Below are 26540 nucleotides of genomic sequence, written 5' to 3' on the forward strand. Positions count from 1 at the left end.
ACCGCACTGTTCGGGGACGGATGCGCTCATCCCCAAGGACGACTGCGAACGGCACCGCTCCGGCGTAGGGAGTAGGTGGGTCTCGGGGTCCACCAGGGGTTCCCGGGGAACACCTGGGGAATTCCTGCGGACCCACCCGGCGAAACCATGCGCAACGTCCCCTCTGTCCCAGTACTTTCCCAGTACAGACGTACGGTGTTGCCGGATCGTTCCCCACTCGAATGACGTCCATGCGCGCACACCGCGTACCCTTGGGTTTTGTGTTTCGTAGCCGCGCCAAGGAAGAGAAGGCCCCCGCCGACAAAGCGGGCGTGACCGACTCCAAGCAGACCCGTGATCCGCAGGCCCCCAAGGGCCGCCCCACGCCCAAGCGCAGTGAGGCCCAGACCCAGCGTCGGAGCGTGGCGAACACGCCGACGACGCGCAAGGAGGCGTCGAAGCGGCAGCGCGAGGACCGTCGGTCCGCGATGGAGCGCCAGCGTGCCGCGCTGGCCAGCGGTGACGAGCGCTATCTGCCCGCCCGTGACAAGGGGCCGGTGCGGAAGTTCGCGCGCGACTTCGTGGACTCGCGGTTCTGCATCGCCGAGTTCTTCCTGCCGCTCGCCGTGGTCATCCTCGTCCTGAGCATGGTGCGGGTGGGCTCGCTGCAGAACATCGCGCTGCTGCTGTGGCTCGTGGTCATCCTGATGATCGTGGTCGACTCGGTCGGCATCGCGATCCGTCTGAAGAAGCAGCTGGCCGCCCGCTATCCCGACCTGCCCAAGAAGGGCGCGGTCGCCTACGCGCTGATGCGTACCCTCCAGATGCGTCGACTCCGGCTGCCGAAGCCGCAGGTCAAGCGCGGAGAGCGGCCCTGAGCGCGGCTTCTTTCTCCGGGGGCGCGGTGGATGCCTGGCTGAACAAGCTGGGCGGACTGCGTGATGTCGTACGACAGGAGCTGGTGGCCCGGCAGCTCGACGAGCAGATAGCCGGGCGGTTTCCCGTCGGGCAGCGGCTGCGGGTGCTCGACGTCGGGATGGGGCAGGGCACCCAGGCACTGCGGCTGGCCCGCGCGGGGCACCAGGTGACGGGGCTCGAACAGGACGCGAAGATGCTCGGGGTGGCCCGGGAGGCGCTGGCCGCCGAGCCCGAGGGCATCCAGGGGCGGGTACGCCTCATCGAGGGCGACGGGCGCGAGACGGGTGTCCACTTCCTGCCGGGAAGCTTCGACGTGGTGCTGTGCCACGGCGTACTGATGTACGTCCCGGACCCCGATCCACTGCTGGCGGGCCTCGCGCGGATGCTGGCCCCCGGCGGCCTGCTCTCCCTGCTCGTACGGAACGCCGACGCGCTGGCCCTGCGGCCCGGACTGTCCGGCAACTGGGCCGCGGCGCAGGCGGCGTTCGACACCACCGCGTACACGAACCGGCTCGGTCTCGCCGTGCGCGCGGACAGGCTCTCCACGCTGACCTCGACTCTCGCCGGGATCGGCGCGCCGCTGCACGCCTGGTACGGCGTGCGGGTCTTCACGGACACCGCGGCCGACGAGGATCCCGTCCCCGCGGACCTGGACAGTCTGCTGGCCGCGGAGGAACGGGCGGGGCGGACCGATCCGTACCGTCAGGTGGCGGCTCTGCTGCACCTCTGCGGAGTGCGGGGCTGACGACCGACCCGTTCGGGTGCGCACCGCAGGTCGGGCCAAGCACCCCAAAGGGACACTTCGGTCATGGACGCTTCCCGTAACCGTGCCCGTACTCGTGCTCGTCTGTACGTACCCCTGACCGTGCTCGCCTGCTCCGCCGCCCTGCTCTCGGGCTGTTCCTCCGGTTCCGGGTCCTCGCCCGCGAAGGACGGCACGACGACGCAGGCGGCCCCGGCGGCGGCCAATGACCTCCAGGACGACTACCTGAAGGTGATCAAGGACGTGCTGCCGTCGGTGGTGCAGATCCAGGCCAGCAGCGATCTGGGGTCCGGGGTGGTGTACGACGACAACGGGCACATCGTCACCAACGCGCACGTGGTCGGGGACGAGAAGACGTTCAAGGTCACGACCGCCAACAACGAGGCCGAGCAGACGGCGACGCTCGTGTACGCCTACCCGGAGCAGGATCTCGCCGTCATCAAGCTGGACAAGGTGCCGGACGGGCTGAAGGCGGCGTCCTTCGGGGACTCCTCGAAGGTCGAGGTCGGCCAGATCGTGCTGGCGATGGGCTCACCGCTCGGGCTGTCGTCCAGCGTGACCCAGGGCATCGTTTCGGCGACCGGACGCACCGTCAGCGAGGGCAGCACCGGAGGCGGGACCGGCGCGACGATCGCGAACATGGTGCAGACGTCGGCGGCGATCAACCCCGGCAACAGCGGCGGCGCACTGGTCAATCTCGACGGCCAGGTCATCGGCATCCCCACGCTCGCCGCGACCGACCCCGACCTCGGGGACAGCGCGGCGCCAGGTATCGGCTTCGCGATCCCCGCGTCGATGGTCACCAAGGTCGCCGACCAGATCGTCAAGGACGGCAAGGTCACCGACTCGGGCCGGGCCGCGCTCGGCATCACGGCCCGCACGGTCGTCGACGACAGCCTCCAGGCCGCGGGGGTCGCCGTGGTCGAGGTGAAGAGCGGCGGCGCGGCCGACAAGGCGGGCATCGAACCCGGCGACATCATCACCGGTCTCGGGGACACCGCGATCACCACGATCACCTCGCTCTCCGAGGCGCTCGCCGCCGAGCAGCCGGGCGACAGGACTCAGCTGACGTACACGAGGGACGGCAGCGAGAAGACGGCGGACGTGACCTTGGGCGAGCAGTAGCGAGCAGGTGCGAACAGCGGAGCGGGAGACACGCGTGGTGCCGGGGCGGAACCCCGGCACCCGCCGCCACCGCGGCCCGCCGACGCCGCCGTCGAAGCGGCGCGGGGGCCCGGCGACCTCGACCGGCCTACGCCTCAGACGCCGCGTGCAGGCTCATCGGCCCGTAGATCTGCGTGCTGTCCTCGAAGAGGAACACCTGTTCCGCGCCGCCCTCCAGGAGTTCCTTCCACACCTCGCCGATCCAGGACTCGGCGTCCCCCTGCGTGGTGAACTCCTCGGGCTGCACCACGGGTTGGACCTCTGTCCCGTCGGCCTTCTCGAACCGCCACGTCCATGCCGCCATGTACGCCTCCCAGATCTCAGCACACTGCACAGCGGAAGCCGGACAAGATCCGGCCCCTGCCCGAAGCCTAGTCGGACGGGCAAGACCTGCGCGGACACGCGAAAATCATCCCCGTGGAACTGACTCTGCTCGGCACCGGCGCCCCCGAGGGCCTGCCCCGCCCCGACTGCCCCTGCGCGGCCTGCGCGACCGCGCTCGGCGAGCACGCGCGGGCGGCGACCGCGCTGCTCGTGGACGGCACGCTGCTGCTCGACCTCACCCCCGGCGCGGCGTTCGCGGCCGCCCGCGCCGGGCACTCACTGGGCGGCGTACGACAGGTGCTGCTCTCGCACCCGCACGACGGCCCCGCGGTCGAGGTGCCGGCCGGGCTGCCGCAGCCCGGCCGGGTGCCCGACGGGCGGGAGTTGGCGCTGCTCACCGGGCACCGGGTGCGGGCGGTGCCGATGGACGCGCCCGGCACGGGATACGCGGTGACCGGACCCGACGGGCAGCGGCTGCTGTACCTGCCGCCCGGCGCGGCGCCCGCCGGGCTCGACGTGAACGGCGACCCGGCGTACGACATGGTGCTCGCCGACGTCGTGGGGCGCCCGGACGCGCTGGCGAAGCTGCGCGCGGTGGGCGCCGTCGGACCGGCGACGGACGTGATCGCGGTGCATCTCGACCACGGCGTGCCGCCGGGCGCCGAGCTGCGGCGGCGCCTCGCGGCGGCGGGTGCGCGGGCCGTGCCGGACGGGTCGACGCTGGACGTGGGCGTCTACGAGGACGTGCCCGACGTGCCGCGCCGCACCCTGGTGCTGGGCGGCGCGCGCTCCGGCAAGTCGGTGGAGGCGGAGCGGCGGCTGGAGGCCTTCCCTGACGTCGTGTATGTGGCGACAGGCGGCTGCCGCAACGGGGACAACGAGTGGGCGTCGCGCGTGCACACCCACCGCGAGCGGCGCCCCGGCTCCTGGCGCACCACCGAGACCTGCGATCTCGTCCCCCTCCTGGAGGCGGACGGCCCCCCGCTGCTCATCGACTGCCTCTCCCTGTGGCTCACCGACGCGATGGACTCCGTGAACGCCTGGGACGACGCGGAGTGGTCCGGCGGCGGGGAGCGTGCGCTGCGGGCCCGGGTGGAGGAACTGACGTCCGCCGTACGACGGACGCGCCGCACGGTTGTCGCCGTCTCCAACGAGGTCGGGTCGGGGATCGTGCCGGCGACGGCCTCGGGCCGGCGCTACCGGGACGAACTGGGGCGGCTGAACGCGGGGTTCGGGGCGGAGTGCGAGCACCTGCTGCTGGTGGTGGCGGGGCAGGCGCTCGTACTGCGGGGCTGAGGGCGGTTCAAGGCCGCCGGCGGGCGATGATCCGGTAGGCGTTGGAGAAGCGGGTGCGGCGCAGGAGTGGGGCGAGCGTGTGGTCCAGCGCGGCGGCCGAGGCCAGGAGGGGGACGGACGCGCGGGTCAGGGCCGTGCGGAGGCGGCGTTGCAGCGCGGTGGGCGGCGCCGGACGCCAGGGGGCGTCGAGGCCGGGGAGGACGCGGCTGAGGGCGAGTGCGACGGCGCCTGAGAGGTCGTACGGGATGTGGGGTTCCCGGCGGTCCGTCGAGACGATCTCGCAGCCGAGCGATTCGAGCTCCGCGAGGAGGTTGGGCAGCGGCATCAGGTGGAGGTGGCGCGGCTGGCCGTACGACACCCACCACTTGCCGAGCAGCGCGCCGAACGCGCAGTCGGGGTCCGGGACTTCGACGAGGAGCAGGCCGCCGGGGCGGAGCACCGTCAGTGCGGCGCGCAGTTCCTCGCGCGGGTCGGGGGTGTGCTCCAGGTGGTGGAACATGCTGACGACGTCGTAGCGGGCGCGCAGCCGCTCGGCGGTCTCCGGGTCGGTGAGCCGGCCGCGGTGCGCTTCCTCCACCCGCCCGGCGGCCAGGGCCTTCTCGACGCGCCGGGTGGGGTCGAGGCCGTCGAAGGCGGTGTACGGGTGGACCTCCTTGGCCACCGCGGGGAAGTGCCCGTGCCCGGTGCCGACGTCGAGCCAGCTCTCCGGCTCGGGGTGCGGCAGAATCGCGCGGGCGGCGGCGAGGTGGCGTCCGCGTCCGGCGCGGGCGGCGAGGATGCGGTCGGCGAGGCCGTCGGGTGCCTCCGCCTGGAGGTCGGGGTGGTGGTCCCGGTGGTAGAAGGCCACCCCTTCCGCCGTCAGCCGGGGGTTCTGGAAGGCGTGCGCGCAGTCCCCGCACTCGTCGACGACGAAGGTGCCGGGTTTGCGCTGCCGCAGGTCCGGCGTGCGGAGCCGGGTGCGCAGCCGCTTCGAGCCGCACCAGGGGCAGTCGTCCCGGCGCGGTTCGTGGAACCGGTCGGTGCCCTGGGCGAGTTCACTCAGCCAGGCGGCCCGGCGTTCTGCGGTCGACTGCGGGGTGGGGGGCATGAGTGCTCCTGTTGCTCCTGTGGGGGGACGACTTGCTTCTGTGGGGGACGACGAGCCGCACGACAATCAGACATAAAAGGTACGTATTGAATGGTGGTCCCAGGTGCAACGACGTGGCGCGGACGTGTTCGATCGGTGCCGGTACTGTTCGGCGAATGAGCTCGCTTAATCTCGATGACTTCACCGATCTGATCGAGCGCCCCGACGGAGGCGTCCGCCGCGACGCCGAGGCGCACCGGGAGCGCCAGATCGTGCCGCCCGGTGCACTGGGCCGCCTGGACGACCTGGGCGAGTGGCTGGCGGCGGCACAGGGCGCGGTGCCGGTGCGGCAGATCGAGCACCCGCGTGCGGTGCTGTTCGCGGGCGACCACGGGATCGCCGGACTCGGCGTGTCGGCACGGCCCGCGGGCAGCGCCGACCAGCTGGTGCGTTCGGTCCTGGAGGGTGCGAGCCCGGCGTCGATCCTCGCCCGGCGGCTCGGCGTTCCGGTGCGGGTGGTCGACATGGCACTGGACTGCGCGCCGGAGGGGCTGCCCGACGAGGTCGTACGGCATCGGGTGCGGCGCGGTTCGGGCCGTATCGACGTGGAGGACGCGCTGACGGCGGAGGAGGCCGAGGCGGCGTTCCGCGTGGGGGTCGCCGTCGCGGACGAGGAGGCGGACTCCGGTACGGATCTGGTGGTGCTCGGTGACATCAGCGTCGGCGGGACCACGGCGGCGGCGGTGCTGGTCGCCGCGCTGTGCGGGACCGACGCGTCCGTGGTCACCGGGCGGGGCGGCCAGGCCATCGACGACCTCGCGTGGATGCGCAAGTGCGCTGCCGTGCGGGACGCGCTGCGGCGGGCCCGGCCGGTGCTCGGGGATCAGCTGCAGTTGCTCGCGGTGGTCGGCGGGGCCGATCTCGCGGCGATGACCGGGTTCCTGTTGCAGAGCGCGGTGCGGAAGATGCCGGTGATCCTGGACGGGGTCGTCTCGGCCGCGTGTGCGCTGGTCGGGCAGCGGGTTGCCTTCCGGGCGCCGGACTGGTGGCTGGCGGGTCAGAGCAGTGGGGAGCCGGCGCAGGCGAAGGCGCTGGACCGGATGGCGTTGGAGCCGCTGCTCGACCACGGGGTGACGGTCGGCGAGGGGGCGGGGGCTCTTCTCGCGCTGCCTCTTGTCCAGGCGGCGGCCGCGCTGGCGGCGGAGCTTCCGGAGAAGGCGGCGGAGGGCGCGGGGGAGGAAGAGGACTCCGACCAGGAGGAGGGCTCCGAGCAGGTGAAGGGCTCCGAGCAGGTGGGGCTCTCTGGGCAGGTGAAGGAAGCGGAGTAGCCGGGGCAGGGGGTGGGGTTTTCGCCCCCTCCGCCCCTACCCGTCCCTTCCTCCTGGGGCTCCGCCCCAGACCCCGCCAAGAGGCTCCGCCCCCTGGACCCCCGCTCCTCAAACGCCGGAGGGGCTGAAAACCTCTCGCCCGCGCCGGAGGGGCTGAAGATTTCCCCGGCGGGGCTGGAAGTCTTCACCCTGCCCGGCGGCCCATATCATCCCCTCCCATGGGAGATGCCCGAATTGTCGCCGCCCCGCGGGCCGCCGCCTTCGCGGTCTGGTACTTGCGTGTTGTCACGTTCGTGAACTTTCTGAGTGCCGTGTGGGTCTCCCTCGGGCAGGACCTGCGGCGGCACAACACGGAGGACTACTTCACTCCGTATCTGTTGACGGCGGGGTTCGCGTCCGGTGTGTTCACGATGTTCCTGGCGGTCACGATGCGGCGCCGCAAGCGGGCCGCGTGGATCCTGAACCTCGTACTCGGCACGCTGTTCCTGCTGCTGTTCGCCTTCGCGCTGGCGTTCCCGGAGATCCGGCGGTATCCGCAGAACTGGATCTCGTTCGTCCTCACCGCGGCCTTCGTGGCTTCGCTCGTCGTCGGCCGCCGGGAGTTCTACGCCAAGGGCGACCGGTCGAATCCCAGGCTGGCCGCGGCCGTCGGGATCGGCGGGCTACTGGTCACCTCGCTGCTCGCCGCGCTCCTGGTGACGGTCACCAACCACGCCCACGACGCGCACCGTTCGACCTTCCTGGACCGCTGGCGCTACGGGCTCCTGCGGCTCGTCACGGTCGCCGCCGACGCCTCCGGCTTCCCGGGGATCACCACACCCAACTGGGTCGACGTCACCATCAACGTGCTCAGCACCCTGCTGATCCTCGCCGTCTTCTACGCCGCCTTCCGCTCCCGCCGCGCCCTCGACCCGCTCACCGAGGACGACGAACGCCGGCTGCGGGCGCTGCTCGACCGATACGGCGACCGGGACTCGCTCGGCTACTTCGCCCTGCGCCGCGAGAAGAGCGCGGTCTGGTCGCCGACCGGCAAGGCGGCGGTCGTCTACCGCGTCCTGGGCGGCGTCTCACTCGCCTCCGGCGACCCCATCGGCGACCCGGAGGCGTGGCCCGGCGCCATCGAGCCCTGGCTCACCGAGGCGCGCGAACACGGCTGGATCCCGGCGGTGATGGGGGCGAGCGAGGAGGCGGGCACGGTCTATGCCCGGCATGGCCTGGACGCCCTCGAACTCGGTGACGAAGCCATCGTGGAGACCGCCGAGTTCACGATCGACGGACGGGCCATGCGCACCGTCCGGCAGGCCTACAACCGGGTCAAGCGGGCCGGGTACGCGGTGCGCATCCGGCGTCACCAGGACATCCCGGCCGACGAGATGGCGTATCTGCTGAAGCGCGCCGACGACTGGCGTGACGGGGCCACCGAGCGCGGGTTCAGCATGGCTCTCGGGCGGCTGGGCGACCCGGACGACGGGCAGTGCATGATGCTCGAATGCACTGACGGGAGCGGCGAGTTGAGGGCGGTGCTGTCCTTCGTCCCGTGGGGGCCGCACGGGCTCTCCCTGGATCTGATGCGGCGTGACCGCGACGCCGAGAACGGGCTGATGGAGTTCATGGTGATCGAACTCCTCGGCCGCGCGCAGGAGATGGGCATCACCCAGGTCTCGCTCAACTTCGCCATGTTCCGTTCGGTCTTCGAGCGTGGTGCGCGCCTCGGCGCGGGGCCGGTGCTGCGGCTGTGGCGCTCCCTGCTCAGCTTCTTCTCCCGCTGGTGGCAGATCGAGTCGCTGTACCGCGCCAATGCCAAGTACCGGCCCATTTGGGAGCCGCGGTTCCTGCTCTTCGAGAAGAGCGCGGACCTGCTGCGCATCGGCCTCGCGTCCGCGCGCGCCGAGGGTTTCCTGGAGGCGCCGGGCCTGCCGAAGTGGCTGCACTGCAGGCACCTGGAGTCGCGGAGGTAAGTACGCGGGGAGGACCCGCCGGGCCGGATGGGGGCGCGGCGCGTCACCGGCCGCCGGGCAGGGAGCGGACGGGCTCGGGATCCGGTTTGCCCCCGATCCAGTCCTGGAGCCTGCGGCGGGGGCCCGCCCAGCGGCGGTCGTGGTGGTAGGCGCGCAGGGTCGATCTGGCCCGGGCACGCGGCCGGCGGCGGTAGAAGCGCTTGGCCCAGGGTGAGCCGGGGCGGGCCAGCCGGACCGCGCCGATGATGGCGACGAACGGGACGACGACGCCGAAGATCGCCATACGGGCCTTGCCCTTGGCCAGGGCAAGCAGCGCGAAGGCGAAGTTCACCAGGACGCTCAGGATCACGCCGCCGCGGTCCTGGAGTTCCTGCTGGCTGAGGTCGTTGACGCCGAACGGCAGGAAACCGCCGAGCGCCAGGCCGACGAGGGCCGCCGTGACCGCGACGACCTCGACGCTCTTGCGCCCCTCCTCGGTCCAGTAGACGTCGTCGAGATGCAGGATCAGCGCGAACTCGTCGAGCACCAGGCCCGTGCCCATCCCGAACACCACGGCGAACGCGGCCGCGCCGAAGCCGTGCTTGTTGCTGGCCACCGACCCGAACCCGCCGATCACCGTGAGCACGACGCCCGGGACGACGTGGTGGATGTGCACCCCGCCCGCCTGCACGTTGCCGAACGGGCCCTTGCCCGCCCGGATCAGCCGGACGATGACCCGGGTGATCACAAAGGTCAGCACGAAGGAGGCGAGTGCCAGCAGAAGCGGCAGTTTTCCCGGCTCGACGATGTTGCGATGCAACCAATGACCCATATTGCGCACTTTATCCACGGCCGTCGCCCGCCGCCGCAGGCGCTCCTCGTATGGCCGGATAACCTGCGCCGGTGTCCAAGACCCCCCTCTCCGACAACTTGCGCTTCGCCTTCGGCACCCTCACCGTGCTCCCCGTGACGGTGACCCGCTGGGACCGCGGGGCCGCGCGCGGGGGGATGCTCTGCGCGCCGCTGGCCGGGCTGGCCGTCGGGGCGGGCGCTGCTCTGGTGGGCGTGGCGCTGCTCGCGATGGGCGCGGGCCCGCTCCTCGCCGCCGTGGCCACCGCCGCCGTACCGGCAGCCCTCACCCGCGGTCTGCACCTGGACGGGCTCGCCGACACCGCGGACGGCCTCGGCAGCGGCAAGCCCGCCGAGGACGCGCTGCGGATCATGAAGCAGTCGGACATCGGCCCGTTCGGCGTGATCACCCTGCTCTTCGTCCTGCTCGCCCAGGTGGCCGTGCTCTTCCAGGCGTACGACACCTCCTGGGCCCGGGGCGCGCTCGCGGCCGTCGTCTCGGCGACCGCGGCCCGCCTCGCCCTCACCCTGGCCGCCCGCACCGGAGTGCCACCGGCCCGCCCGGAGGGCCTGGGCGCGGCGGTGGCGGGCACGGTGCCGGTGCGCGGAGCCCTGCTGGTGGCGGCCGCCGTCACCGCCGCGGCGGCCGGCGCGGGGGCGCTCTTCGGGACGTACGACCTCGTGCGCACCGCGCTCGCGGTGCTCGCCGCCTGCGCCGCCGCCGAACTGCTGCTGCGCCACTGCACGCGCCGTTTCGGCGGAATCACCGGCGACGTCTTCGGCGCCCTGGCCGAGACGGCGGCGACGACAGCGCTCGTGGTGCTCTCACTGGGGTGAGCACCGGGACCTACACGGACCGACACGGACAGTGCGGCCGAAATCACCGGGAGCGAGCGGCGGGAGATCGACATCGCCGCCATCCTGCGGTGAACACCCGCCGGTATGAGCCGGACCCGGCCCCGAGCGTAGGCTCGGCACTGGTACTTGCCTTGCCCCGGTGAGGCCCGCCCTCAGGGCCGGATCCAGGGTCGATTGCCGGGCCCGGTCGACCCACCCTGATTCGGCCGCAGCGATTTCAACGGAAGCGAGATTTCACCACAGTGACTGCTCTCACTCTCAGCACCGCCGCAGCGTCCGGTCTGCGGGCCGACGCCATCGTCGTCGGTGTCGCGAAGGGCCCTGCGTCCAAGTCCGGGGGACTGGTCGTCGCACCGGGCGCCGAGGCCGTGGACAAGGCGTACGACGGCGGGCTCGCCGGCATCCTGGAGACTCTCGGTGCCTCGGGGGCCGAGGGCGAGGTGACGAAACTGCCCGCGCCCCCCGGTTTCAAGGCCCCGGTCGTCGTGGCCGTCGGCCTGGGAGCGGTCCCGGAGAAGGACGACACGTACGGCGCCGAGGCGCTGCGCCGCGCGGCCGGTGCCGCCGCCCGCGCCCTCGCCGGTGCGAAGAAGGCCGCGTTCGCCCTGCCGATCGCGGACCCCGCGGACGCCGGTGCGGTCGCCGAGGGTGCCCGCCTGGGCGCGTACGCCTTCGACGCGTACAAGGAGAACGGCAACGGCGCGAAGAACGGCAAGGCCCCGCTCGGCGAGGCCACGCTCATCGGCGGCAAGCCCCGCGACGCGGCGTACAAGGCCGCGATCGCGCGCGCCACCGCCGTGACCGAGGAGCTCAACCGCGCCCGCGACCTGATCAACACCCCGCCGAACGACCTCAACCCGGAGTCCTTCGCCGCCGTCGTCACCGCGGCCGGCAAGGAGCACGGCATCAAGGTGCAGGTGCTCGACGAGAAGGCGCTCGAAAAGGGCGGCTACGGCGGCATCCTCGGCGTCGGCAAGGGCTCGGCCGCCGGTCCCCGCCTGGTGAAGCTGTCGTACACCTCCGCGAAGGCCACCAAGCACCTCGCCTTCGTCGGCAAGGGCATCACCTACGACTCGGGCGGCATCTCCCTCAAGCCCGCCGGGCACAACGAGACGATGAAGTGCGACATGAGCGGTGCGGCGGCCGTCTTCGCCGCCGTGGTCGCCGCCGCGCGCCTGGGTCTCGAGGTCAACGTCACCGGCTGGCTCGCGCTGGCCGAGAACATGCCCTCCGGTTCCGCGACCCGCCCCGGCGATGTGCTGCGCATGTACAGCGGCAAGACCGTCGAGGTCCTCAACACGGACGCCGAGGGCCGTCTCGTGCTCGGTGACGCGCTGTGGAAGGCATCCGAGGAGAAGCCGGACGCGATCGTCGACGTGGCGACGCTGACCGGGGCGATGGTGCTGGCGCTCGGCAGCCGTACGTTCGGCGTGATGGCGAACGACGACGCGTTCCGTGCCTCGATCGTGGAGGCCGCGGAGGAGGTCGGCGAGGAGTCCTGGCCGATGCCGCTGCCGGAGCACCTGCGCAAGGGCATGGACTCGCCCACCGCCGACATCGCCAACATGGGCGAGCGGATGGGCGGCGGCCTGGTGGCCGGTCTCTTCCTGCGCGAGTTCGTGGGCGAGGGCATCACCTGGGCGCACCTGGACATCGCGGGTCCCGCCTACAACGAGTCGGGTCCCTTCGGCTACACCCCCAAGGGCGGTACGGGGTCGGCGGTGCGGACGCTGGTGCGGCTCGCGGAACTGACCGCGGCCGGGGATCTCGGCTAGAGCGCATGAAAAGCGGCCCCGGGGTGACACGTCACCCCGGGGCCGCTTTGTCCCCTTGCCGAACCACTGAAGGACCATTGCCGGACCATTGACGGACCATCGGCGAGCCAGGTGGGACGTGTCACACACCGGCCCGGCGTCTCGCTTGTCCCCGACAAGTGCGAAGATGGGTTCTCGGCAGGACAGGGCCCCCACCACAGGGCCGGAGAAAGAGCGGCCGGACACCAGCCGCCGCGCGGTCACAGCTGACCGGCGTACGGCGCACAGCATGGAGGACGTGACGTGGCGAACGACGCCAGCACCGTTTTCGACCTAGTGATTCTCGGTGGCGGTAGCGGCGGTTACGCCGCGGCGCTGCGCGGAGCTCAGCTGGGCCTGGACGTCGCCCTGATCGAGAAGGGCAAGGTCGGCGGTACCTGCCTGCACAATGGCTGCATCCCCACCAAGGCACTGCTGCACGCGGGCGAGATCGCCGACCAGGCCCGCGAGAGCGGGCAGTTCGGCGTCAAGGCCACCTTCGAGGGCATCGACATCGAGGCCGTCCACAAGTACAAGGACGGCGTCATCGCGGGCCTGTACAAGGGTCTGCAGGGGCTGATCGCCTCCCGCAAGGTGACGTACATCGAGGGCGAGGGCCGGCTCTCCTCGCCGACCTCGGTCGACGTGAACGGCCAGCGCATCCAGGGCCGCCACGTGCTCCTGGCGACCGGCTCCGTGCCGAAGTCGCTGCCGGGCCTGGAGATCGACGGCAACCGCATCATCTCTTCCGACCACGCGCTGGTCCTGGACCGCGTCCCGCAGTCCGCGATCGTGCTCGGCGGCGGCGTCATCGGCGTCGAGTTCGCCTCCGCGTGGAAGTCCTTCGGCACCGACGTGACGGTGATCGAGGGCCTCAAGCACCTCGTCCCGGTCGAGGACGAGAACTCCTCCAAGCTTCTTGAGCGCGCGTTCCGCAAGCGCGGCATCAAGTTCAACCTGGGCACGTTCTTCTCCAAGGCCGAGTACACCGCGAACGGCGTCAAGGTCACCCTCGCCGACGGCAAGGAGTTCGAGGCCGAGCTGCTGCTCGTCGCCGTTGGCCGCGGCCCGGTCTCGGCCGGCCTCGGCTACGAGGAGCAGGGCGTCGCGCTCGACCGCGGCTATGTCCTGGTCGACGAGTACATGCGCACGAACGTCCCGACCATCTCCGCCGTCGGTGACCTGGTCCCGACGCTCCAGCTCGCGCACGTCGGCTTCGCCGAGGGCATCCTGGTGGCGGAGCGTCTGGCCGGACTCAAGACCGTTCCGATCGACTACGACGGTGTCCCCCGGGTGACGTACTGCCACCCGGAGGTCGCCTCCGTGGGTATCACCGAGGCCAAGGCCAAGGAGATCTACGGCGCGGACAAGGTCGTCGCTCTGAAGTACAACCTCGCGGGCAACGGCAAGAGCAAGATCCTGAACACCTCGGGCGAGATCAAGCTCGTCCAGGTGAAGGACGGTGCGGTGGTCGGTGTCCACATGGTCGGTGACCGTATGGGCGAGCAGGTCGGCGAAGCCCAGCTGATCTACAACTGGGAGGCGCTGCCGTCCGAGGTCGCGCAGCTCATCCACGCGCACCCGACGCAGAGCGAGGCGCTCGGCGAGGCCCACCTGGCCCTCGCGGGCAAGCCGCTGCACTCGCACGACTGACCGGCCCCGGCTGTCCGTCAGCCGCCGGCCGTACGTCAGTCACCGCGTCGCACCTGGGCGCGACGACCACAGACTTCCGCACCACGTTTAAGGAGCAACAGAAACCATGGCGGTTTCCGTAACCCTTCCGGCGCTCGGTGAGAGCGTCACCGAGGGCACTGTCACCCGCTGGCTGAAGGCCGAGGGCGAGCGCGTCGAGGCCGACGAGCCGCTGCTGGAGGTGTCGACCGACAAGGTCGACACCGAGATCCCCTCGCCCGTCGCCGGCGTGCTCGCCTCCATCAAGGTCGCCGAGGACGAGACGGTGGAGGTCGGCGCAGAGCTGGCCGTCATCGACGACGGCACGGGTACGCCCGCCGCCGCCCCGGCTCCGGCCGCGGAGCCCGCTCCCGCGGCCGCTCCGGCCCCCGTCGCCGAGGCCCCCGCGGCTCCGGCCGCCCCTGCTCCGGCCCCCGCCGCCGCTGCCCCCGCCGCTCCGGCAGGTGGCGCCTCCGGTACCGACGTCGTGCTGCCCGCACTGGGCGAGTCGGTCACCGAGGGCACCGTCACCCGCTGGCTGAAGGAGGTCGGCGAGGAGGTCGCGGAGGACGAGCCGCTGCTCGAGGTCTCCACGGACAAGGTCGACACCGAGATCCCGTCGCCGGTCGCCGGCGTGCTCCTCGAGATCGTGGTCGGCGAGGACGAGACCGCCGAGGTCGGCGCCAAGCTGGCCGTCGTCGGCGCTCCCGGCTCGGCTCCGGCCGCGGCTGCCCCGGCGGCTCCGGCTGCCCCGGCCCCCGCTGCTCCGGCCGCACCGGCCGCTGCCGCTCCGGCTCCGGTCCAGCCCGCCGCCCCGGCTCCCGCGCCGGTCGCGGCGCCCGCGAAGGCCGCGCCCGCCCCCGTCACCCCGGCCCCGGCACCCGCCGCGACCTCCGGTGACGACGGCGCGTACGTGACCCCGCTGGTGCGCAAGCTCGCCGCCGAGAACGGCGTCGACCTGGCCACCGTCAAGGGCACCGGCGTCGGCGGCCGTATCCGCAAGCAGGACGTCATCGCCGCCGCCGAGGCCGCGAAGGCAGCCGCCGCAGCCCCGGCTCCGGCCGCCGCTGCCCCGGCTGCCGCCTCCGCCAAGAAGGCGCCGGCCCTGGAGGTCTCTCCCCTCCGCGGCCAGACCGTGAAGATGCCCCGCATCCGCAAGGTCATCGGCGACAACATGGTGAAGGCCCTGCACGAGCAGGCCCAGCTCTCCTCGGTCGTCGAGGTCGACGTCACCCGTCTGATGAGGCTCCGCGGAAAGGCGAAGGACTCCTTCGCGGCCCGCGAGGGCGTCAAGCTCTCCCCGATGCCGTTCTACGTGAAGGCGGCGGCCCAGGCGCTGAAGGCCCACCCGGCCGTCAACGCCCGGATCAACGTCGAAGAGGGCACGATCACCTACTTCGACACCGAGAACGTCGGTATCGCGGTGGACTCCGAGAAGGGCCTGATGACCCCGGTCATCAAGCACGCGGGCGACCTGAACATCGCCGGTATCGCCAAGGCCACCGCCGAGCTCGCGGGCAAGGTCCGGGCCAACAAGATCACTCCGGACGAGCTGTCCGGCGCGACCTTCACCATCTCCAACACCGGCTCGCGCGGCGCGCTCTTCGACACGATCATCGTGCCGCCGAACCAGGTCGCGATCCTGGGCATCGGTGCCACCGTCAAGCGTCCTGCCGTCATCGAGACGGAAGAGGGCACCGTGATCGGCGTCCGCGACATGACGTACCTGACGCTCTCCTACGACCACCGTCTGGTGGACGGCGCCGACGCGGCCCGTTACCTGACCGCGGTCAAGGCGATCCTGGAAGCGGGCGAGTTCGAGGTCGAGCTCGGCCTGTAAACCCACCGCTGGTGCGATGCCCCCGTCCCCGGAACTCCGGACGGGGGCATCGCGTTTCTAGCGCGGCTTCAGCGTCTTGTCCGACCAGCCCCACAGCAGCTCCACCCACACATTCGGGATGGACAGCTTCGCCGCCCGCGTCAGCCGCTGCGTGCGGTACGCCTTGAGGACGTCGTACGTGGCGTCGAGGCAGTCCCAGGAGCTGAGTTTCCCGGTCTTCGGGTCCCTCCCGACAAGGAAGCCGCGCTCCTCGACCTCCCGGATCATCGCCCGGGCGGCCGGCACATCACCGCTCGCGGAGCCCGTGCAGCGGTAGCGGCTGTACGGGTGCTCCGACCTGCCCGGGTAGTTGGCGTCCCGGGACATGTCGCTGAGCATGCGGGCGTACGTCCCCTCCGCGTGCCAGGCGCCGATGTCGCCGCCCGGCGGCGTGTAGAGCTTGCCCGACGGGTTCTCCACCGCGCCGTAGACCCAGCGGTTCGTGCCCGTGATCCGGAAGCCCCAGCCGACGTGCCCGAACTTCTGCGCGCCGTCGGGCTTGACGAACACGCAGGCGCCGCCGGAGCCCGCGCCCTGCTGCTGCCCCTCCATCGCGACGACGGCTCCCTTGTCACCGCTCGGCTCCGCCGCGGCCCCCGTAGCCGCCGTCTGTTGGCATCCCGTCATGCTCACCACCAGCCCCGCCACCACTGCCGTCATCGCCCACCGAAGCCCGCGCTCGTTCATGGTCATCCCCCTGCTGTGCCCGGGGGTGCCCTTGGCGGCGACCCCCGTGCCGACCCCCACGCCGTACGGGCCTCGCGAGTTCACGGGGTGACAAGGACGTGACGCCTCCGCACCGCACCCGGTACGGGTCTTTACAAAGGCGGCTGCTCTGCAGGCGTGTAAGTCTCGTCTCACCTGCGTGAAAGCGCCCCCGTGCGCCTCTCCTCCGCAGGGGCGCGGCCTTATTGTCTAAACGTCAAACGCCCACAGGGGCCGGCACGCCCCCTGCAAAGGAGCTCTCATGACCGCGCCCGTCATCCACTCGCTGCGCGAACAGATCCGCGAGCACATCGTGGAGGGGATCGTCAGCGGGCGCTGGAAGCCGGGCGAGCGGATCGTGGAGCGGCGGATCGCGACCGAGCTGGAGGTCAGCCAGACGCCGGTGCGCGAGGCGCTGCGCGAGCTGGAGTCGCTGCGGCTGATCGAGTCGGCACCCAACAAGGGCGTACGGGTGAGGAACCTGACCGCCGCCGACCTGGAGGAGAGCTATCCCGTACGGGCCGGTCTGGAGGCCATCGCCGCGGAGCTGGCGGCCGAGCGGCTCGCCCAGGACTGCTCGGCCCTGGAACCGCACGTCACAGCGCTCTACGAGGCCGACCGGCTGGCCGACGGCACCGGCCAGGTCCGGCACACCGTCGCCTTCCACCGGGAGCTGGTGCGGGCCGCCGGGAACTCGGTCCTGCTGCACACCTGGGAGGGCCTGGGCATCGAGGTGTTCACCGCCCTGTCGATCCGCTGGCTGGGGACCGTACAGCAGTCGTACGCGGAGGAGCACGAGGCCCTCGTGGACGCTTTCCGCCGCCGGGACCCGCTGATCGCCGATCTCGTGAAGGCCCATGTGCTGGGCTGCGCGCCGCGGCCGTGACACTGTGAGCGCACCCCCGCTCACCTGCGGAAACCCTTGGATTTCAAGGCACCCCGTGCCTGTGGTCGAGGCACCCCGTGCCTATTTTCTCGTGATCAAGAGGTTTTGCCTGGAACCCTTTGATCGATCATCGATCAGGGAGTTACAGTCACCCCGGGCTCCCACCAGAGCCCGCCGCCCTGTCCTGCCAAAGACATCAAGGGCACCCGAAAACCCCTTACCGACGAGGGAACCCCCCTCCGCATCCGGAAGGCGGCGCAATGACCGACCCCACCGCAATCCAGCCGAGCGAGCTCGACCAGCTCCCGGACCGCGACCCCGAGGAGACCGCCGAATGGCAGGCCTCCCTGGACGCCGTCACCAAGGCGGCCGGGCCGCACCGTGCCGCGTATCTGATGCGCCGCACTCTGGAGCGCGCCGAGGGCAACGGTCTCGCGCTGCCCAAGCTGCTTGAGACCGACTACGTCAACACCATCCCCACCGCCGCCGAGCCCGTCGTGGACGGCGACCAGGCGCTGGAGGACCGGATCACCGCGTGGAACCGCTGGAACGCGGCCGCGATGGTGACCCGGGGCAGCAAGTACGGCGTCGGCGGCCACATCGCCACCTTCGCCTCCGCGGCCTGGCTCTACGAGACGGGCTTCAACCACTTCTTCAAGGGCAAGGAATCCCAGGAGTCTCCCGGGTCCGGCGACCAGCTCTACATCCAGGGCCACGCCTCTCCCGGCATCTACGCCCGCGCCTTCCTCGACGGCCGGCTGACCGAGCACCACCTCGACCACTTCCGCCGGGAGTCCGGGGGCGAGGGCCTGCCCTCGTACCCGCACCCGCGCCGCCTCCCCTGGCTGTGGGAGTTCCCGACGGTGTCGATGGGCCTCGGCCCGCTCTCCGCGATCTACCAGGCGCGCTTCAACCGCTACCTCACCAACCGCAGCATCAAGGACGTGTCCGCGTCCCACGTGTGGGCGTTCCTCGGTGACGGCGAGATGGACGAGCCCGAGTCGACGGCGGCACTCGCGCTGGCCTCCCGCGAGGGTCTGGACAACCTGACCTTCGTCATCAACTGCAACCTGCAGCGCCTCGACGGCCCGGTGCGCGCCAACTTCAAGATCGTGCAGGAGCTGGAGGCCCAGTTCCGCGGTGCCGGCTGGAACGTCATCAAGACGCTGTGGGGCACCGCCTGGGACGAGCTGATCCAGCTCGACACCACCGGCGCGCTCGTCCGCAGGCTGCGCGAGGTACCGGACGCCCAGGTGCAGACGTACCAGACGCGCGACGCGGCCTACATCCGCCAGGACTTCTTCGGCAAGGACCCGGCGCTCGTCGAGATGGCGAAGCTGCTGTCCGACGACAAGATCCTGGAGTGTTTCCACCTCTCGCGCGGTGGTCACGAGGCGCGCAAGGTGTACGCGGCCTACAAGGCGGCGGTCGAGCACAAGGGCGCGCCCACCGTGATCCTGGCCCAGACGGTCAAGGGCCACACGCTCGGCGAGGGCTTCGCGTCGAAGAACGCCAACCACCAGATGAAGAAGCTGACGGTGGACGAGTTCAAGCAGATGCGTGACCTGCTCGAACTGCCCATCCGGGACAGCGACTTCATCGACGGGGTCGTTCCCTACGGCCACCCGGGCGCCGACTCCCCCGAGGTCCGTTACCTCCAGGAGCGCCGCGCGGCCCTCGGCGGCCCGGCCCCGGCCCGCCGTACACACGCGCTCGCCCCGCTGCCCGCCCCCGCGGACAGGACGTTCACGTCCTTCGACAAGGGCTCCGGCTCGCAGAACGTGGCCACGACGATGGCGTTCGTCCGGCTGGTCAAGGACCTGGTCCGCGACAAGGAGACGGGCAAGCGCTGGGTGCCGATCGTCCCCGACGAGGCGCGCACCTTCGGCATGGAGTCGCTCTTCCCGTCCCTCGGGATCTACTCCCCCAAGGGCCAGACGTACGAGCCGGTCGACCGCGACCAGCTGATGTACTACAAGGAGGCCAAGGACGGCCAGATCCTCAACGAGGGGATCACCGAGGCCGGTTCCATGGCGGACTTCATCGCCGCGTCGACGTCGTACTCGACGCACGGCGAAGCGATGATCCCCTTCTACATCTTCTACTCGATGTTCGGCTGGCAGCGCACGGCCGACCAGATGTGGCAGCTCGGCGACCAGCTCGGCCGCGGCTTCCTGGTCGGCGCCACGGCCGGCCGCACCACGCTGACGGGCGAAGGCCTGCAGCACGCCGACGGCCACTCCCCCGTCATCGCGGCGACCAACCCGGCGGCGATGTCGTACGACCCGGCGTTCGCGTACGAGGTCGCGGCGATCGTCAAGGACGGTCTGCGCCGGATGTACGGCGAGGCGGCGCCCGGCGAGGACCCGAACGTCTTCTACTACCTGACGGTCTACAACGAGCCGATCCCGCAGCCCGCCAAACCGGCCGGACTCGGCATCGACGAGGGCATCGTCAAGGGCCTGTACCGCTTCAACACGGCCGAGTCGGCAGGACTTTCGCCCGCCGCCAACGCCGCCCGCATCCAGCTCATCGGCTCCGGTACGGCGATCCACTGGACGCTCGCGGCGCAGAAGCTGCTCGCCGAGGAGTGGGGCGTGGCCGCCGACGTGTGGTCCGCGACCTCCTGGACCGAGCTGCGGCGTGACGCCCTGGACGCCGACGCGGCGCTGCTGCGCGGCGAGGAGCGGGTGCCGTTCGTCCGCCAGGCGCTGAACGGCACCGAGGGCCCGGTCCTCGCGGTCTCCGACTACATGCGCCAGGTCCCGGACCAGATCGCGCAGTGGGTCGAGCAGGACTACTCCTCGCTCGGTGCCGACGGCTTCGGTCTCTCCGACACCCGTGACGCCGCCCGCCGCCACTTCGGCGTCGACGCGGAGTCGATCGTCGTCGCGGCGCTGGCGCAGCTCGCGCGGCGCGGCGAGGTCAAGGCCACGGCGGTGAAGGAAGCACGGGAGCGGTACGGCCTGTAGGTTCCGGAATTCTGTGACGAAGGGGTACGGCGGCTGCCGTGCCCCTTCGCTGTCGGCGGGGCCCGGCATCATGGACGTATGCGTGCTGCCCGCCTGATCAAGATGGTGCTGCTGCTCCAGTCGCGGCCGTCGATGACCGCCGCCGAGCTGGCGCGGGAGCTGGAGGTGTCCGAGCGGACGGTCACGCGGGACGCGCAGGCGCTGTCCGAGGCGGGGGTCCCGGTGTACGCCGACCGGGGCAGGACCGGCGGGTACCGGCTGGTCGGGGGCTACCGGACCCGGCTGACGGGGCTGGCGCGCGGCGAGGCGGAGGCGCTGTTCCTGAGCGGGGTGCCGGGGGCGCTGCGGGAGATGGGCCTTGAGGACGCGGCCTCGGCGGCCCGGCTGAAGGTGTCCGCTGCACTGCTTCCCTCCCTGCGGGACGCCTCACGGACGGCCGCTCAGCGGTTCCATCTGGACGCGCCCGCCTGGTTCAGCGAGCCCGAGGCGCCCGAGCTGCTGCCCGCGGTCGCGGACGCGGTGTGGGACGACCGGCGGATCACCGCGCGCTACCGGCGCGGGGCGGCTGAGGTGGAGCGTGAACTCGAGCCGTACGGGCTCGTGCTGAAGGCGGGCGTCTGGTACCTGTGCGCACGGGTCCCGGAGGCGGGGACCTTCCGGGTGTACCGGATCGACCGCTTCACCTCGGTGGACGGCTGCGCGGACCGCTTCGGCCGGGACGAGGGGTTCGACCTGCCGGGATTCTGGGAGGAGCGGGCCGAGGAGTTCGCCCGGTCCATCCTGCGGGCGGAGGTCGTCGTACGGGTGTCGCCGACGGGGGTGCGGAGACTTCCGTACGCCCTCGATCCCGCGTCCGTACGGGAGGCGCTGTCCGCCGACGCCACGCCTGACGCCGACGGCTGGGTGACTCTCACCCTCGCCGTCGAGTCCGAGGAGGTCGCCCATACCCAGCTCCTGGGGCTCGGGCCGGAGGTGGAGATACTCACCCCGGCGACGCTGCGGGACCGCTTCACGGCGGACGCGGCCCGGCTGGCCGCCCTCTACCGATGACCGCCCGCCCCTGGCACCGATCCCCGCCGCTCCGCGACGGCTCTCCCACCCACCCGCCCGACTCGCCCCACTCCCCCGCCCCCTTCCCCGCCGCTCCGCAACGGCTCTCCCACCCACCCGCCCGTCTCGGCCATTCGAAAGGGCGCCCTCGAAAACCGAGCGCGCCCTTGAATCCGTACGAACCCGGTGGTTTTACCTTCGGCATGTGCACGCATAACAATCTGCGGCACTCCGCGTGCGTCCCTCCCTTCCAGGGCCGATGCTTGACCCGTGATGGACGAGACGGAGTTCTGGGAGCTGGTGGACGCGAGCCGTACGGGCGCCGAGGGCGACCCCGACGAGCAGGCCGACCTGCTCGTCGAACGGCTCATCCAGTTGGACCCTGACTCCGTCCTGGACTTCGCCCGGCACTTCGAGTACCGCTACAACCGCGCCTACCGCTGGGATCTGTGGGGCGCCGCCTGGGTGCTGCTCGACGGCGCCAGCGACGACGCCTTCGACTTCTTCCGGTGCTGGCTGATCGGCCAGGGCCGGGACGTCTTCGAGGGCGCGGTGCACGACCCGGACTCCCTCGCCGAACTCGTGGACGACTTCGACGACGAGATCGACGGCGACGGCGAGGAACTGGGTTACGCGGCGGACGAGGCATACGAGCAGCTCACCGGCGTCGTCGCGCCGGACCTCGGCATTCCGCCCGCGCCGCCCGAGCCGGAGGGCACACCGGTCGACTTCGAGAACGAGTCGGCCCTCTCGGAGCGCTATCCCAAGCTGTGGGAGCGGTTCAAGGGCTGAACCTCAGGTCGCCAGGGTCTTTCGGCGGCCCGGGTCGGACGGGATGTACGCCTGCGTCTGTTCGACCTTCACCGCGTGGTACATCGGTGCCGCGTTGGCCTCGTCGAGGGCGGCCGCCGTGACCGCGGCCGGCCCCAGCACCACCGTCGCCACCACACAGAGCACCGTCCACGAGCCCCGCGCCGCACGGGCCAAGTCGGCCCCCTTCTCCGGGGTCTCCCGCTCCCTACGACTCCCACTGCTCACGATCCCCACCTCCAGTCAGTGCGTACACCAACGCTAGGAGCACCGACTCTGGGAAGTCTGTGAACCACCTACGACACGACTGTGGCTCTCAGCTCCGGCGCCCCTTCAGCCCGTCCGGCGTTTGAGGACGAGGCCGTTCAGGCCGAAGCGGGGGTCTGGGGGCGGCAGCCCCCAGGAACAAGGGACGGGCAGGGGCGGAGGGGGCGAAGAACCCTCCTCAGCGCAGCGCCTCCCGCAGCGCCCCCTCGATCGTCGGAAACGCAAAGCTGAAGCCCGATTCGAGCAGCCGGGTCGGCAGCACCCGCTGGCTCCCGAGGATCTCGCTGGACATCTCCCCCAGCGGCAGCCGGAGCAGAGGCCCCGGAACCGCGAAGAAGGCCGGCCGGTGCAGAACACGCCCCATCACCTCGGTGATCTCACGGTTGGTGAGCGGCTCCGGCGCCGTCAGGTTGAACGGACCCGACAGCGACGCGGTGTCCATCAGGTGCCGGATCGCGGCCACCTCGTCGTGCAGCGAGACAAAGCTCCAGTACTGGCCACCGGACCCCATCCGTCCACCCAGCCCCGCCTTGAAGAGCGGCAGAAGCTTCCCCCACGCCCCGCCCTTGCCGGCCACCACAAGACCCGTACGCGCGAAGACCGTACGAACGCCCGCCTCCCGCGCGGCAGCCGTCGCCCCCTCCCACTCCACGCACACGGAGGAGAGGAACCCGTCCCCGGCGGGCGCCGACTCGTCCACCGCCCGGTCACCGGTGTCGCCGTAGAACCCGATCGCACTGCCGTTGACGAACACCCGCGGCGGCGAGTCGAGGGAGGCGACCGCGCCGGCCAGCGTCGTCGTGCCAAGCACTCGGCTGCTCCGGATCTTCTCCTTGTACGCCGCCGTCCAGTACCGCGAAGCGACCCCGGCCCCCGCGAGATTGACGACCGCCGCGCACCCTTCCAGCCGCGCGCTGTCGATCCGCTGGTTCTCGGGGTCCCACTGGACCTCGTCCTTCCCGCCGGGCGGGCGGCGGACAAGGCGGATCACCTCGTGTCCGTCCGAGGTCAGGGAGCGCGTCAGCGCCGAACCGATCAGACCGGACGCACCGGCGATCGCGACACGGGAACCAGGTGCAAGGGGCGATTCGCTCATGCGGCCATCCTGCCTCCCCGGCCGGAAAATCACGGTAAGGGTTCCGTAGGGCCGCCTACAGTGATCCTCATGCCGGTACCGCACATACGTTTCGCCGCCTACGACGACGAGGACACGCTCGGCCGACTCGACCGCGCCGCCTGGTCCACGCTGCACGCCGTGACGCCGCGCCCGCGTCCGCCGTACGAACCCTTCTACAGCGAGCGGTTCGGCCCGCGGGATCATCTCGTCGCCGAGCTCGACGGTGAACTCGTCGGGTACATCAAGCTGGGGTTCCCCACTCCCCTCCCGTGCAACTCGCATGTCCGCCAGATCCAGGGACTCGTCGTCGCGGACGGAGCGCGCGGTGCCGGGGTCGGGCGGGCGCTGCTTGCCGCGGTGCGGGAGGAGGCCCGGCGGCAGGGGGCCCGGCGCCTCACACTGCGCGTCCTCGGGCACAACGCCCCGGCGCGGAGGCTCTACGAGTCCGAGGGGTTCGTGGTGGAGGGGATCCTTCCGGAGGAGTTCCTGCTCGACGGCGGGTATGTCGACGACGTACTCATGGGGCGTTCTCTCTGACCCTTGGCGCCGGTGGCATGGGAGGCCTCAGGAGGAGATGAGCTCGCCCGTGTCCACCGGCGCCGTGGCGTTCGCCGCCTGTCGGGCGTCGGTGGCGACCTCGTCCGCCGTCAGGACGTAGCCCGTCTCCGCGTCGGACGTGGAGCGGGCGAAGACGACTCCGTACACCTTGCCGTCGGTGGTGAGGAGGGGGCCGCCGGAGTTGCCGGGGCGGACGGTGGAGCGGATCGAGTAGATCTCGCGCGTGACGGTGCCGGTGTTGTAGATGTTCTGGCCGGTCGCGTCGATCCGGCTCGCGACCGTGGCCGCCTGGAGGTCGAGGCCGCCGTCCTCCGGGTAGCCCGCCACGACCGCCGAGTCACCGCGCGTGGCGGTGTCGTCGAAGGGCAGTACGGGTGCGTTGAGGCCCGGCACGTACAGGACGGCGACGTCCTTCTGCGGGTCGAAGAGCACCACCGTCGCCTCGTACACCCGGCTCACGCCGCCCACCCGTACGGTCGGCTCGTCGATGCCCGCCACCACATGGGCGTTGGTCATCACGTGCTCGGACGTGTATACGAAGCCGCTGCCCTCGCGGCCCTGGTTGCCTGAGACGCCCTCGACCTTCACCGTGCTCAGCTTGGCGGCGTTCGTCGCGGTCGCCGTGACGCTGTCGCCGGAGGGCTTGGCGACGCCTGCCGCCGGCTCGTTCTCGAAGGGGTTGAAGACCTGCGGGAAGCCCGCCTCGGTGAGCGCCGAGGTGGCGCGCGAGAACCAGGTCGGTGTGGTCTCCGGCATCGCGTTCTGTACGGCGCCCAGCAGTGCGGAGTTGCGGATCGACTGTGTGACGACGGTGGACGAGGAGGCGCCCAGGACGCTGGCCGCCACCCACGCCACCAGCAGCACGGCCACCGTGTTCGCCGCGGCTCCGCCGATTCCGTCGGCCACCCGCAGCGGTCCGCGGTCCAGCTCGCGGCGCAGCTTCAGCGCCAGCCGCCCCATCAGCTCGTGGCCCACCACGGCGGGCACGAGGACCGTCAGCACGGCCGTCACCGTCGCCCCGGGGGTCCCCGGTGTCACCAGGTCCATCATCCAGGGCAGTACCCATACGCCGATGACGGCGCCGCCCACGAAGCCGGCCAGCGAGACACAGCCGGCGAGCAGGCCACGACGGTAGCCGGACGCCGCGTAGGCCAGGATCACCAGCAACAGCAGGAGGTCGAGCACGTCCACGGCGCCGCCTTTCTCTCGGGCCCCCTGATACGCGGGACGCGGGCCCAGTGATCAGGCACGCGCACGTGCCTGGACCCGTAAAAACGTCCCGGACCGGGCCAATGGTTCCACTTGTGTTCCACCGGGTGGCACAACACACATCGCGGGGTGAGTGGATCCGGGTCAGGGTGAGTGCATGCGTGTCTTCCGGAAGACGCGGGGGGCCCGAATACGGGGCGGGGGGCGGGCGTGGCGTGCGGTGCGCCGCCTGCTTCCCGTACGGGGGGAACAACCGCTGCCGCGAACGGCCGTCGTCCTGCTCGCCTGCGTGCCCGGTCTTGTCGCCGTCCTGCTCCTGGTGATGTGCGCCGTCTGGGTGGGCCGTACGGGGGACAGCGCCCCACGGTCGCCGATCGCTGCCCGGCCCGCCGTGACCCATCCCGCGGCCAGGCCGCCCATCGTGCCCCGGTCACGGTGGCTCGACGCGGAGACCGCGCACGAACAGCCGCCCGCCCGCTATGACGACCGGGTCGTCGCCGTCTTCGTGCACCACACCGACTCGCCGAACGGGTACGCCTGCGCGGACGCGCCCCGCATCATCCGTTACCTGTACGCCGGTCAGACCGGCGCCCGGCAGTGGGACGACATCGGCTACAACTTCCTCGTCGACCGCTGCGGGACGATCTACGAGGGGCGGGCGGGGGGTGTCGACCGGCCCGTCACCGGGGCGCACGCGCAGGGCTTCAACCACCGCACCACCGGGGTCGCGGCGATCGGTACGTTCACGGCGGGTACGCCGGTGCCGCGGGCGATGACCGATGCGATTGCCGCGCTCGCTGCGTGGAAGCTGGGCCTGTCCGATGTCGATCCGCGGGCCACCGTGCGGCTCGTGTCCAGCAACGATCTCGCGCGGTACGCGGCCGGGACTTCGGCCGTGCTGCCCACACTGGCCGGGCACAACGACGGATTCATGACCAGCTGCCCGGGGGCCGCGCTGACCGCCCGGCTCCCGGAGATACGGGAGCTGGCGGCTCGGCTGCAGGGGCGGTGAGCCGGGGCGGGGCTGTAGTTTTTTCGCCCCCTCCGCCCCTGCCCGTTCCTTGTTCCTGGGGGCTGCCGCCCCCAGACCCCCGCTGTCGCGCTGAACGCGCTTGTCCTCAAACTCCGGACGGGCTAAAGA

At 71.4% G+C, this 26540-nt stretch carries 23 protein-coding genes; 16 read left to right on the forward strand and 7 right to left on the reverse strand.

Going from position 1 to position 26540, the window contains the following annotated elements; all coding sequences use genetic code 11:
• Positions 1–230 precede the first annotated feature (230 nt).
• The 3 genes from ACFVKT_RS33800 (at position 231) to ACFVKT_RS33810 (ending at position 2785) form a co-directional block, all read left to right on the forward strand.
• A complete protein-coding gene (locus tag ACFVKT_RS33800; protein WP_385738681.1) occupies positions 231–857 on the forward strand; it encodes a DUF3043 domain-containing protein in 627 nt (208 codons plus the stop codon).
• A gap of 83 nt (positions 858–940) precedes the next feature.
• The gene (locus ACFVKT_RS33805; protein WP_385738735.1) at positions 941–1642 is read left to right on the forward strand and encodes a class I SAM-dependent methyltransferase; all 702 of its coding nucleotides are present in this window, start codon (positions 941–943) and stop codon (positions 1640–1642) included.
• A 63-nt stretch (positions 1643–1705) separates the two neighbouring features.
• The gene (locus ACFVKT_RS33810; protein ID WP_385738683.1) at positions 1706–2785 is read left to right on the forward strand and encodes a S1C family serine protease; all 1080 of its coding nucleotides are present in this window, start codon (positions 1706–1708) and stop codon (positions 2783–2785) included.
• Positions 2786–2912: 127 nt separating this feature from the next.
• On the opposite strand, the gene ACFVKT_RS33815 is transcribed toward ACFVKT_RS33810, so the two are convergent.
• Complete coding sequence (locus ACFVKT_RS33815) at positions 2913–3128, reverse strand: hypothetical protein (RefSeq protein ID WP_266826299.1); 216 nt, start codon at positions 3126–3128, stop codon at positions 2913–2915.
• Between the two features lie 113 nt (positions 3129–3241).
• On the opposite strand from ACFVKT_RS33815, the gene ACFVKT_RS33820 reads away from it, so the two are divergent.
• A complete protein-coding gene (locus ACFVKT_RS33820) occupies positions 3242–4444 on the forward strand; it encodes a bifunctional adenosylcobinamide kinase/adenosylcobinamide-phosphate guanylyltransferase (RefSeq protein WP_385738685.1) in 1203 nt (400 codons plus the stop codon).
• Between the two features lie 7 nt (positions 4445–4451).
• Here ACFVKT_RS33820 and ACFVKT_RS33825 read toward each other — a convergent pair whose 3' ends face one another.
• Positions 4452–5531 (reverse strand): class I SAM-dependent methyltransferase, encoded by a 1080-nt coding sequence (locus tag ACFVKT_RS33825; protein WP_385738687.1) that lies wholly within the window; start codon positions 5529–5531, stop codon positions 4452–4454.
• Between the two features lie 155 nt (positions 5532–5686).
• Between ACFVKT_RS33825 and cobT the strand changes: the two genes are divergently transcribed.
• On the forward strand, positions 5687–6838 hold the full coding sequence (gene cobT, locus ACFVKT_RS33830) for a nicotinate-nucleotide--dimethylbenzimidazole phosphoribosyltransferase (RefSeq protein WP_385738689.1): 1152 nt from the start codon (positions 5687–5689) through the stop codon (positions 6836–6838).
• A 218-nt stretch (positions 6839–7056) separates the two neighbouring features.
• Positions 7057–8796, forward strand: coding sequence for a phosphatidylglycerol lysyltransferase domain-containing protein (locus tag ACFVKT_RS33835; RefSeq protein WP_385738691.1), 1740 nt, complete (start codon positions 7057–7059; stop codon positions 8794–8796).
• A 43-nt stretch (positions 8797–8839) separates the two neighbouring features.
• Here the strand turns inward: ACFVKT_RS33835 and ACFVKT_RS33840 are convergent, their stop codons facing one another.
• Positions 8840–9607, reverse strand: coding sequence for a hypothetical protein (locus tag ACFVKT_RS33840; protein ID WP_385738693.1), 768 nt, complete (start codon positions 9605–9607; stop codon positions 8840–8842).
• Positions 9608–9678: 71 nt separating this feature from the next.
• Here ACFVKT_RS33840 and ACFVKT_RS33845 point away from each other — a divergent pair, with 71 nt between their 5' ends.
• The 4 genes from ACFVKT_RS33845 (at position 9679) to sucB (ending at position 15786) form a co-directional block, all read left to right on the forward strand.
• Entirely contained in the window at positions 9679–10461 is a 783-nt protein-coding gene (locus ACFVKT_RS33845; protein ID WP_385738695.1) for an adenosylcobinamide-GDP ribazoletransferase, read from the forward strand.
• A 263-nt stretch (positions 10462–10724) separates the two neighbouring features.
• On the forward strand, positions 10725–12257 hold the full coding sequence (locus ACFVKT_RS33850; RefSeq protein ID WP_385738697.1) for a leucyl aminopeptidase: 1533 nt from the start codon (positions 10725–10727) through the stop codon (positions 12255–12257).
• Positions 12258–12539: 282 nt separating this feature from the next.
• Positions 12540–13928 carry a dihydrolipoyl dehydrogenase gene (gene lpdA / locus ACFVKT_RS33855; RefSeq protein ID WP_385738699.1) on the forward strand — a complete coding sequence of 463 codons (1389 nt, stop codon included), beginning with the start codon at positions 12540–12542 and terminating at the stop codon, positions 13926–13928.
• Between the two features lie 106 nt (positions 13929–14034).
• A complete protein-coding gene (gene sucB / locus ACFVKT_RS33860; protein ID WP_385738701.1) occupies positions 14035–15786 on the forward strand; it encodes a 2-oxoglutarate dehydrogenase, E2 component, dihydrolipoamide succinyltransferase in 1752 nt (583 codons plus the stop codon).
• Between the two features lie 57 nt (positions 15787–15843).
• On the opposite strand, the gene ACFVKT_RS33865 is transcribed toward sucB, so the two are convergent.
• Positions 15844–16596: a hypothetical protein gene (locus ACFVKT_RS33865; RefSeq protein ID WP_385738703.1), complete on the reverse strand. Its 753-nt coding sequence runs from the start codon at positions 16594–16596 to the stop codon at positions 15844–15846.
• 196 nt (positions 16597–16792) lie between these two features.
• Between ACFVKT_RS33865 and ACFVKT_RS33870 the strand changes: the two genes are divergently transcribed.
• The 4 genes from ACFVKT_RS33870 to ACFVKT_RS33885 all read left to right on the forward strand — a co-directional run bounded on the left by ACFVKT_RS33870 (position 16793) and on the right by ACFVKT_RS33885 (position 22230).
• Positions 16793–17416, forward strand: coding sequence for a GntR family transcriptional regulator (locus ACFVKT_RS33870; protein WP_385738705.1), 624 nt, complete (start codon positions 16793–16795; stop codon positions 17414–17416).
• Between the two features lie 260 nt (positions 17417–17676).
• Positions 17677–20388 (forward strand): pyruvate dehydrogenase (acetyl-transferring), homodimeric type, encoded by a 2712-nt coding sequence (gene aceE / locus ACFVKT_RS33875; protein ID WP_385738707.1) that lies wholly within the window; start codon positions 17677–17679, stop codon positions 20386–20388.
• A 78-nt stretch (positions 20389–20466) separates the two neighbouring features.
• Complete coding sequence (locus ACFVKT_RS33880) at positions 20467–21438, forward strand: helix-turn-helix transcriptional regulator (RefSeq protein ID WP_385738709.1); 972 nt, start codon at positions 20467–20469, stop codon at positions 21436–21438.
• A gap of 273 nt (positions 21439–21711) precedes the next feature.
• Positions 21712–22230: a DUF4240 domain-containing protein gene (locus ACFVKT_RS33885; RefSeq protein WP_385738737.1), complete on the forward strand. Its 519-nt coding sequence runs from the start codon at positions 21712–21714 to the stop codon at positions 22228–22230.
• Positions 22231–22233: 3 nt separating this feature from the next.
• Here the strand turns inward: ACFVKT_RS33885 and ACFVKT_RS33890 are convergent, their stop codons facing one another.
• Both ACFVKT_RS33890 and ACFVKT_RS33895 read right to left on the reverse strand, forming a co-directional pair.
• Positions 22234–22476 (reverse strand): hypothetical protein, encoded by a 243-nt coding sequence (locus ACFVKT_RS33890; protein ID WP_385738711.1) that lies wholly within the window; start codon positions 22474–22476, stop codon positions 22234–22236.
• A 217-nt stretch (positions 22477–22693) separates the two neighbouring features.
• A complete protein-coding gene (locus ACFVKT_RS33895; RefSeq protein WP_385738713.1) occupies positions 22694–23611 on the reverse strand; it encodes a TIGR01777 family oxidoreductase in 918 nt (305 codons plus the stop codon).
• 69 nt (positions 23612–23680) lie between these two features.
• Here ACFVKT_RS33895 and ACFVKT_RS33900 point away from each other — a divergent pair, with 69 nt between their 5' ends.
• Positions 23681–24169 (forward strand): GNAT family N-acetyltransferase, encoded by a 489-nt coding sequence (locus ACFVKT_RS33900; RefSeq protein WP_385738715.1) that lies wholly within the window; start codon positions 23681–23683, stop codon positions 24167–24169.
• Positions 24170–24196: 27 nt separating this feature from the next.
• Here the strand turns inward: ACFVKT_RS33900 and ACFVKT_RS33905 are convergent, their stop codons facing one another.
• Entirely contained in the window at positions 24197–25381 is a 1185-nt protein-coding gene (locus ACFVKT_RS33905) for a MarP family serine protease (RefSeq protein WP_385738717.1), read from the reverse strand.
• Positions 25382–25721: 340 nt separating this feature from the next.
• Between ACFVKT_RS33905 and ACFVKT_RS33910 the strand changes: the two genes are divergently transcribed.
• Positions 25722–26411, forward strand: a complete 690-nt coding sequence (locus ACFVKT_RS33910) for a peptidoglycan recognition protein (protein ID WP_385738739.1) — start codon at positions 25722–25724, stop codon at positions 26409–26411.
• Positions 26412–26540: the final 129 nt, after the last annotated feature.

The sequence above is a fragment of the Streptomyces sp. NPDC127595 genome, assembly GCF_042671685.1.
Taxonomy (GTDB): domain Bacteria; phylum Actinomycetota; class Actinomycetes; order Streptomycetales; family Streptomycetaceae; genus Streptomyces.